Source organism: Methylobacterium sp. EM32 (assembly GCF_040593685.1).
In the GTDB taxonomy this organism is placed as follows: domain Bacteria; phylum Pseudomonadota; class Alphaproteobacteria; order Rhizobiales; family Beijerinckiaceae; genus Methylobacterium.
Genome location: NZ_JBEXZS010000216.1, coordinates 1 through 7258, shown reverse-complemented (window position 1 = coordinate 7258; position 7258 = coordinate 1). Strand labels below are relative to the sequence as shown.

Genomic DNA, 7258 nt, shown 5'->3' with positions numbered 1-7258 from the left:
GGGTGGCGGGGTGCATGGGGGTCCTCGGGAATCGGGGCCGCGGATCCGGTCGGGCGACGGAGGCCGACCGTTCTCACCCTTTACCCCATCCTGGGGCTGCGAAGGCGGAAGCCGGGATCCGGAGACGCCGACGGTACAGGGCGAATCGGAACGCGATCGGCTCCGTTCCCCGATATCGGCGATGATGGGCACCGGGTGCCGCTTTCGCTGCCGTGGACGACGTGGGGAGGTGTCGCCGGTCGGGCCGCATAGAGCGCGGCAAACCGGTCGGACGGAAGCCCTGGACGAGGCCGCGTACGGGATAAATGATGGCATCGCGGCAACGCGCCTGTCTCTAGCCGAACAGGCTCTCACTCCCCCGACGCCTCCGGCAGGTACCCCGCCATCCGCAACGCCGCCTCGACCGCGTCACACAAAGCTCCCTCGGGATCGTCGTTGACCGCTGGCGGCGGCGTGAGCGGCACCATCGGCGCGAACCGCGCGACCTCCTCGGGTGGAGCGGCCAGGACCGTCTCCTCCGGCGCCACGTCGCGGTCGTCGGGCAGCCTGTGCGGACGCAAGGTGGAGATCAACCGTCCGATCATTCGGGTCCCTCACGCCCTCCAGTTTATCGATAGCCGCCATGCAAGCCAAGCGTGCAGCGTCGGTCGAGACTTGGACGCGGCGGCAGGCACGCGAGAAACGTGCACGCGGCCGGTTTCGATCCGCGCCCAGGCCCTGACTTCCTTCAACCCCCTGCCCTCTTCTCACCCGGACGCGCGCGCCCATCTCGGAACTCTCCCAAGTCGCCAAGGAGCGCGCCGATGCCCTGGACCCCCGCCCTGATCCCGCCCCAGGCCGGGCGCCGCGCCATCGTCACCGGGGCGACGAGCGGCATCGGCTACGAGGCGGCCCTGGCGCTCGCCGGCGCGGGTGCCGAGATCGTGATCGCCGCCCGCGACCGCGCCAAGGCCGAGGCGACGCAATCGGCGATCCGCCGGGTGCATCCGGCGGCCGTGATCGAGAGCCGCGCCCTCGACACCGCGCGCCTCGCCTCGGTGCGGGCCTTCGCGGCGGCCTGGGCGGCCGAGGGGCGGCCGATCGACATCCTGCTCCTGAATGCCGGCATCGCCGCGGTGCCGCGGCGCGAGGAGACCGAGGACGGGTTCGAGCGCCAGCTCGCCACCAATTATCTCGGCCACTTCGCCCTGACCGGGCTGCTGCTGCCACACCTGCGCCAGCAATCGGGAACGCGGATCGTGGCGGTGGCGAGCATCGCCCACCGCTCCGGAACGATCGCCTTCGACGACCTGCAGTCAAGCCGCGCCTACGGCCCGCAGAGCGCCTACCGGCAGACCAAGCTGGCGATGCTGATGTTTGCCCTCGAACTCGACCGGCGCCTGCGCGCGGCCGGCTCCCCGGTCCGGTCGGTCGCGGCCCATCCGGGGATCGCGGCGACGGCCATCGCCCGGCGGGGCGACCGGGCCGGGCGGCTCGCCGAGCGCATCGGGGCGGGTCTCCTCTGGCTCGTCGGTCAGTCGGCGGAGCGCGGCGCCCTGCCTCTGCTCTACGCCGCCACGGCGCCGGAGGCGGAGGGCGGGCACTATTACGGCCCGGACGGTGCGTGGGAGGTCCGCGGCCAGGTCGGCCCGGCGAGGATCGCGCCCCATGCCACCGATCCCGCGGCGGCGGCGCGGCTCTGGGCGCTGTCCGAGGCGCTGACCGAGGTGACCTATCCGCTCTGACGCGCCGCCTATTCGTCGTCGTCCTCGTCGATCGACGGAGCCGGGACGGCCGGCGCGACGGAGGGCGCCACGACGGTCGGTCCCCTCGCCACCTGCGGGCGAGAGGGCATCATGCCGGCCGCGAAGGCGACGAAGCCCGCCGCGTCGCGCAGGTCCTGGGGCTGGCGCGGATCGCGGGAGATCAGCTCGGCCTCGCGTTGGAGGCGGGCATTGCAGGCTGCCGTAGCCATGCCGCCGCGGGGCGTACAGGCATCGTGCCGGGCACAGGCCGCGTCGAGGGCGTCGATCGGCGGCAGGGGCGCGTTGTTGCCCGGGCCGCAGTAATTGCCGTGGATGAGGAGAGCCGGCGGACGGCCGGACTGCGCGAGGGCAGGTGCGGCGAGGGCGGGCGCGGCGAGGCCGCAGGCGACGACGAGCGGAACGGCGAAGCGCATCGATCTGATCTCTCCGGTTGCCCCCCGCCAACCTTAGCGCAAAAGTCGAGTTCCGCCTTGCGTCCAACCGTCCCGCTTTCCGCCCGATGACTGGCATCGGACGCGGACAGCCTGGATCCTGGCAGGCTTTGTCGAGTCGACGGAGACTTGCCGCCGGCCTCCGCCTGCCAAATGTAGGGCCGATGATCGCATCCGAATCCGATACGTCCGGGTCCCGCGAGCCGTCGGACGGCGGCCCGACCCTCGACGCGGCGAGCCGGGAGCGGCTCGGCCGCTACCTCCAGGCCCTCTACGAGCCCATCCTCGACGAGGGGCTCGACCCGCGCCTCGCCGAGCTGATGCGCCAGCTCGACCGCGACCGGGCCGGGCTGGACGACGAGGGCCCGCCCCCGGGACCGGACCATTGATGACCGCCCGCACCGCCCCTGCCCCTACGGCAGATCCACCCTAGTTTCACCCGTCGAGGTCGGGGGCACGGGCAGATGGATCGCTGGGCGTGGGTGGGGAAGCGGGTCGTCCGGCAGGTCTGGTTCCGGGCGGCGCTGATCAGCCTGTTCGGCGTCGCCCTCGCGGTCGTCGCCGCCCTCGTCGGGCCGTTCCTGCCCGGGGACGTGCACGGCCGGCTCGGGCAGGACGCGGTCGGGACGATCCTCCAGATCATGGCCTCGAGCATGCTGGCGGTGACGACCTTCTCGCTCACCGCGATGGTCAGCGCCTACGGCTCGGCGACCCAGCTCGCGACGCCGCGGGCGACGCAGCTCCTGATCGGCGACCCGACCTCGCAGAACGCGCTCTCGACCTTCCTGGGCGCCTTCGTGTTCTCGGTGGTCGGCATCATCGGACTGCAATCGAGCCTCTACGGCGACAGCGGGCGCGTGGTCCTGTTCTGCGGCACGGTGCTGGTCGTCGCGGTGGTGGTGGTCACGCTCCTGCGCTGGATCGGCCACATCACCGGCTTCGGCCGCATGAGCGACGTGATCGACCGCGTCGAGGAGGCCGCCGCCGCGGCGATGCGGGCCTTCTCCGCCGATCCGCGCCTCGGCGGCCGGCCGGCGGTGCCGGTACCCGTCGGCGCGACGCCGGTCTTCGCCGAGGAGACCGGCTACGTCACCCATATCGACGTCGCCTCGCTCGGGGCGGTCGCGGCACGGCGGGGCCTCGTCCTGCACGTCGCGGCCCTGCCGGGCACCCTCGTCCATCCGACCCGGCCGCTCCTGCACGTCGAGGGCGATCCCGGGGAGGACGGACGAGCGCTCGCGAGCGCCTTCGCGATCGAGCGGCACCGGCGCTTCGACCAGGATCCGCGCCTCGGCCTGATCGCGCTCTCGGAGATCGCGAGCCGGGCGCTCGCGCCGGCCACCAACGATCCCGGCACCGCCATCGAGGTGCTGAACGCGCTCCTGCGCGTCCTCCTGCACCTGCCGCCGGACGATCCGGAGGGCGAGGAACTGGCCGAGCGGCCGCCGGTCCACGTCCCGCGCCCGACGCTCGACGACATGCTGACCGACGCCTTCCGGCCGCTGATCCGCGAGGGCACGGCGGAGATCGAGGTGACCATCCGCCTCGCCAAGACGCTGCAGGGCTTACGCGCCGCGCGGCCCTACGCGGCGCCGTCGGTCGCCCGCGTCGCCGCGCGGCTCGACCGGGCCGCCCGCGCGGCGATCACCGATCCGGCCGACCTCGCCGATTACGAGGCGGCTCAGCGGTAGCCGGCCGCCTGCAATTCGAACAGCTCGGCGTAGCGCCCGCGCCGCGCCACCAGCTCCGCGTGGGTGCCCTCCTCCAGCACCCGCCCGCCGGCGAGGACCACGATCCGGTCGGCCCGGCGCACGGTGGAGAAGCGGTGCGAGATCAGGAGCGCGGTGCGCCCCGCCGCGAGGTCGCCGAAGCGGCGAAACACCTCGGCCTCGGCCCCGGCATCGAGGGCGGCGGTCGGCTCGTCGAGGACCAGCATCGCCGCGTCGCGCCGGTAGGCCCGGGCGATCGCCACCTTCTGCCACTCGCCGCCCGACAACTCGACCCCGTCCTCGAAGCGCCGGCCGAGGCGCTGGTCGTAAGACGCCGGCAGCCGCTCGATCACCGCGTCGGCGAGCGCCCGCCGGGCGGCGGCCGCGATTCCCGCCCGGTCCGCTCGCGCCTCGATGCGCCCGACCGCGATGTTGTCGCCGGCCGTGAAGTCGAACCGCATGAAATCCTGGAAGATCACGCCGATGCGGGCGCGTAACGATTCGATGTCGTACTCGGCGAGGTCGCGGCCATCGAGCAGGATGCGCCCTTCCGTCGGCGCGTAGAGGCGGGCGAGCAACTTGACGATCGTGGTCTTGCCGGCGCCGTTCTCGCCCACCAGCGCCACCACCTCGCCGGCCCGGATGCGCAGGGACAAGTGGCGCACGGCCCAGCGGCTCTCGCCGGGATAGCGGTAGCCGACATCCTCGAACACGAAGCCCTCGCGCAGGCGCTCCGGCACGGCCCGCGTCCCGGAGCGGATGGTCGGCGCGATGGTGAAGAACGAGAACAGGTCGTCGAGATACTGCGCCTGGCCGAGCAGCTGCGAGGCGCCGAGCAGCAGTCCCTCGACGAGGCCGCGCAGGCGCAGGAAAGCGCCGCCCAGGAAGGTGAGGTCGCCGACGGTGAGCGTGCCGGCGAGCGCTTCGCCTGCGATGACGAGGTAGGCAGCGTAGTAGGCGAGCGTGCCGAGGCTCGCGAAGGCGCCGCCGGCGAGCGCCCGGTGCCGGGCGAGCTCCCGGTTCTCGGCGAGCAGCCGGCCGGCGAGTTCGCGGAAGCGGTCCGAGAGGTGGGAGGCCAGGCCGAACAGCTTCACCTCCTTGGCGCTGTGCGCGTCGGCGCCGAGATAGCGCAGGTAATCGGTCTCGCGCCGGTCCGGGCTGCGGCGCCAGGCGAGGCGATAGCCGCGGGCATTGAAGTGCAGCTCGTTGAGGAAGGCGGGGATCAGGGCCAGTACCAGGAGCAGCACCAGCCCTGGCAGCATCGTGCCGACCGCCACCGCCAAGGTGATCGCCGTGACGAGATCCTGCGCTTGACCGAGGAGCTGCCCGATCAGGTTCGAGCGCCAGGCGACCTGGCGCCGGGCCCGCTCGAGCTGGTCCTGCACCGCGCTGTCCTCGAACTGCTCGAGGTCGAGGGCGGCGGCATGCGCCATCAGGCGCAACGTCGTGGCGTTGCCGACTTTTTCCGCCAGCACCCCGTCGACGTAGGAGGTCGCGCGGCCCAGCAGGTCCGAGACGAGAGCGAGCCCGAGCTCGATCCCGACGAGGAGCCCAATCTGGTGCAGCCGCGGATCGGCGAGCCAGCCCGCCTCCGGCGGCGGTCCGGCGCGGCCTGCCACCACCGCGTCGACCACGAGCTTCGCCACGTAGAGCATCAGGGCGGGCAGCCCGGCGCGCAGGAGGCGCAAGGACAGGCTCGCGAGGGTGAGTCGCGGATCGGTCGCGAAGGCGAGGCGGAACAGGGCGGGCAGATGGCGCAAAGGCCCGAGCCGGGCGGCGGCGGCGCGGCGCAAGGTGGAGAGGCGGCTGGCGGCGGGAGTGTCCATGGAGGCGGATATAGGCCGCCGGGGCGCCTCCGCAGCGCCGGTCGCGGAGCACGTCGGCGACGGAAGCGCGATCCGGCGGGCGTCGCGGCGCAGGTCGCGCCGGAACAACCCTTTACAACAGCAAATGGATCCGACAGCGATCGGCGCGATTCGCGAATCACGTCGCGATCAAAACCCATAACCTTGCGTTATATGCAATGACGATCCGGCGGGTGAGCGGAGAATAAATCTTATGAAAGGCAAGTTATGAACCTAGACGACATCAAACAGGCTATGTTACCGCGGTTTCGGCAACCTGAGGTGCCGGAGAATCATGATGTCCAACGAGTCCCTGACGACAATCGTCGATGGTCGCTATTTTTGGCAGCTGGTCTTTGATTACGACAACACGCATAATAGCGGAGAGATAAAACACGAGTACAAGACACGGCAGAAGCGCGTCATCACGTCGAGAGAGCTTATTTCTCACCGGTTCTCGGTCAATACCGGCTTCTCCTACGGCAACAAGCAGAGTGCCTCGGTCGTCTTCGAAGGCGTGGTCGATGTCGGAGCGAGCACCGAATACAAATTCCACATCGAGACGGCCTACGAGCTTCAGAAAACGTCTGAGACCTCGGAGACGATCGAGACTGAGCACGAGGAAACCCGTACCTACGTCATCGGGCCGCACAGCAAGGTCAGTCTCTATCAGCTGTGCTACACCACCGACGGCGTACAGCTGGCAACCAACATATTCGTCACCAATCCGAAGCCGGACCTGAATGTCAAACTGAAATTTTCCTGCATCAAATACATTCTCGGCTTCGACGATATATTGTTGCAGTTTTCGCGCACATTTCCCGGCAGCGACAACAAGGTCGAGTGGGAACGGATCCGCGAGAGCATCATGAGCCATCGGTCCGCCTCGCAGAGGGACCAGTTCAGGGCCTTCGTCGAGTCCCTGAGCGGCATCACGCCGGGACGGGACAACAAGGTCGAGTGGGAGCTGATCCGAAAGACCTGCGAGGAGATCAAGGCCGAGTTCGAGACCAAGGACATGCAGGTCCTGTTCAACAAGCTGCTGCATCGTTTCAGCACGACGACCCCGGGAAGCTCGAATCGCGTCGAGTGGCAGGCGATTCGGGAGCTGTCACAGCGCATTCTTGCTGGAATGCGACAGAACTTCTAAGCCCCGCTCCGTCGTCCGACGGACCGCGTCGCATGCAGGTCGCGTGCGGGGCAGGAGTCTGACCGGCACGATCGCGGGTCGGCCTGCATCGTGATCCACCCCATGCGCGAGACGCGATGGCGTCTCGCGCGACCGCGGCCCGGCTCGTCGAGACGAGCCCCGTCCCGGGTGGACGGAGGCCTCGCCGGCAGGCCGGGATGCGCCGCAGGATCGATGAGGCCTCCGCGCAGGGCGGGACGGAAGAGGTCGTCGCGCCCCTTCGTGGGCACGCGCCGGGAACTTCGCCCCGCGCCCCGCGTCGACCCGGCAGAGCTTCACAAGGACGAATACGATGTCGGCCCGCCTCCTCACCCCCCTCCTCGCCCTCACGCTGCTCAGC

7 protein-coding genes are annotated in these 7258 nt (G+C 70.3%); 4 read left to right on the top strand and 3 right to left on the bottom strand.

All coding sequences use genetic code 11. From position 1 onward, the window contains the following. Positions 1–350: 350 nt before the first annotated feature. Complete coding sequence (locus ABZT49_RS28105; RefSeq protein WP_355291008.1) at positions 351–584, bottom strand: hypothetical protein; 234 nt, start codon at positions 582–584, stop codon at positions 351–353. Between the two features lie 219 nt (positions 585–803). Here ABZT49_RS28105 and ABZT49_RS28100 point away from each other — a divergent pair, with 219 nt between their 5' ends. After that, a complete protein-coding gene (locus ABZT49_RS28100) occupies positions 804–1724 on the top strand; it encodes an oxidoreductase (RefSeq protein WP_355291006.1) in 921 nt (306 codons plus the stop codon). Positions 1725–1732: 8 nt separating this feature from the next. Here ABZT49_RS28100 and ABZT49_RS28095 read toward each other — a convergent pair whose 3' ends face one another. Next, positions 1733–2158 (bottom strand): hypothetical protein, encoded by a 426-nt coding sequence (locus ABZT49_RS28095; protein WP_355291004.1) that lies wholly within the window; start codon positions 2156–2158, stop codon positions 1733–1735. Between the two features lie 182 nt (positions 2159–2340). Between ABZT49_RS28095 and ABZT49_RS28090 the strand changes: the two genes are divergently transcribed. Beyond that, positions 2341–2565, top strand: a complete 225-nt coding sequence (locus ABZT49_RS28090) for a hypothetical protein (RefSeq protein ID WP_355291002.1) — start codon at positions 2341–2343, stop codon at positions 2563–2565. 75 nt (positions 2566–2640) lie between these two features. Next, positions 2641–3867 carry a DUF2254 domain-containing protein gene (locus tag ABZT49_RS28085; RefSeq protein ID WP_355291000.1) on the top strand — a complete coding sequence of 409 codons (1227 nt, stop codon included), beginning with the start codon at positions 2641–2643 and terminating at the stop codon, positions 3865–3867. Here ABZT49_RS28085 and ABZT49_RS28080 read toward each other — a convergent pair. After that, positions 3858–5711, bottom strand: coding sequence for an ABC transporter ATP-binding protein (locus ABZT49_RS28080; RefSeq protein ID WP_355290998.1), 1854 nt, complete (start codon positions 5709–5711; stop codon positions 3858–3860). The two genes, ABZT49_RS28085 and ABZT49_RS28080, sit on opposite strands and share 10 nt — an antisense overlap. A 316-nt stretch (positions 5712–6027) precedes the next feature. On the opposite strand from ABZT49_RS28080, the gene ABZT49_RS28075 reads away from it, so the two are divergent. Then, positions 6028–6879 carry a hypothetical protein gene (locus ABZT49_RS28075; RefSeq protein WP_355290996.1) on the top strand — a complete coding sequence of 284 codons (852 nt, stop codon included), beginning with the start codon at positions 6028–6030 and terminating at the stop codon, positions 6877–6879. The last annotated feature ends 379 nt before the right edge of the window (positions 6880–7258 follow it).